The organism is Chitinimonas sp., from assembly GCF_041904975.1.
Lineage (GTDB): Bacteria > Pseudomonadota > Gammaproteobacteria > Burkholderiales > Chitinimonadaceae > Chitinimonas.
Genome location: NZ_JAYRLZ010000332.1, coordinates 2939 through 4257, shown reverse-complemented (window position 1 = coordinate 4257; position 1319 = coordinate 2939). Strand labels below are relative to the sequence as shown.

The 1319-nt window shown below is 60.5% G+C and carries 1 protein-coding gene and 1 pseudogene; one reads left to right on the top strand and one right to left on the bottom strand.

Annotated elements, in window-relative coordinates; translation table 11 throughout:
* Positions 1-215 (bottom strand): annotated as a pseudogene (locus ACE3OH_RS20185) (malate dehydrogenase); the annotation flags it as partial.
* Between the two features lie 233 nt (positions 216-448).
* Here ACE3OH_RS20185 and ACE3OH_RS20180 point away from each other — a divergent pair.
* Positions 449-1180, top strand: a complete 732-nt coding sequence (locus ACE3OH_RS20180; protein ID WP_374357372.1) for a GntR family transcriptional regulator — start codon at positions 449-451, stop codon at positions 1178-1180.
* Positions 1181-1319: the final 139 nt, after the last annotated feature.

Sequence of the window (1319 nt, the reverse complement as noted above, 5' to 3'; positions counted from 1 at the left end):
CCGATCATGCCGGCCAGCAGCGGGAAAGCGCAGTCTTCCAGCTCCATCATCACGCCTTTGAGTGCGGCCTGGGCTTTCTCCATGGGCAATTCCAGCATCTGCAGAATCACCGGTTGATCTTTGCCGAGCATTTCGCCAGAAGCAATACGGAACAGCAGGCTGTAACCAATCTGGCCTGCAGCGCCGGTAACGGCAACGCGAACGGGTTTCTTCATTGTTGGACTCCTGAAGTCGGGTAGGTGGGGATGGGCTTGACTGCTGGTTCGACCGGCAGCTGTTCGCTGCAGCACAGCAATTGGCCGAGTCTAGCATCACAACTCGCTGAAATCACCCGGATTTCTCGAATCAGGCTGACAAATGCATCATTGGTCAGCTGTCTTATATAAGACTGCAGTGGACATGGCGCCGATGTCCCGGTATAAAGCGGTCTGATTCCCAGTGCGAGGCTATGATGGTCGGGGCAGCCAGCCGATCCGTAGAGCATTTACCCAGCCGGCAGCCGCTGTATGCGCAGGTGCGCTTGCGCATCGTCGACGCAATCGAGCGTGGTGAGTGGGGCGCTGGCGAGATATTGCCAAGCGAGCTGGATCTCGCTGAGCGTTTTGCCGTCAGTCAGGGTACGGTGCGCAAAGGCCTTGATGCGCTGGTGGCAGAGGGGGTGCTGTATCGACGCCAGGGTTTGGGTACCTTTGTCGCGGTGGTTGACGATGACTGGGGTAGCGCGCGTTTGCCGGGTACGGCACAGGTGCTCGGGTCGTCGCTGGAGTTGCTAGCCTGCGCGCGCGCGCATGCGGGCGAGGAGGCGGCGCAGGGCCTGGGTTTGCGCCGTGGTGCGAACCTGCAGCTGGTCAAGCGCTTGGTCCGCGTGGTTGACGAGCCGTTTGCGCTGATCGAAACCTATGTGTCGGCAGATCGCTTTGAAGGGCTCGATTCACGACGCATACGCCAGGCTGAATGCAACCTGCGCAAGGTGTGGTGGCGTGAGTACGGCATGCGGGTGGTGTCCGGTGCGCCGCGATTTCGGGCGGTGAGTGCTGATCGCGAGGAGGCCCGTTTGCTCGGTGTCGAAGAGGATTCGCCGCTGCTCGAGGTGGTGCGGGTGGCGGAAGGCTTGAATGCAGAGCCAGTGGAGTGGTCGGTGCTGCGCTGCCGTACCGACCGCTATATGTATGGCGTGTAGTGCTGGTGACGGTGCTTCGTTTCCGGTTTGCTACAATCGGAAAGCTTTGCCCGGGGATTGTGCAGCAGCCCGGGTTGGCGGCGGGATCAGTAAAGCGTGAGGCGGGTCGTCAATTACTCGCTGCCGGAAATACAACGTT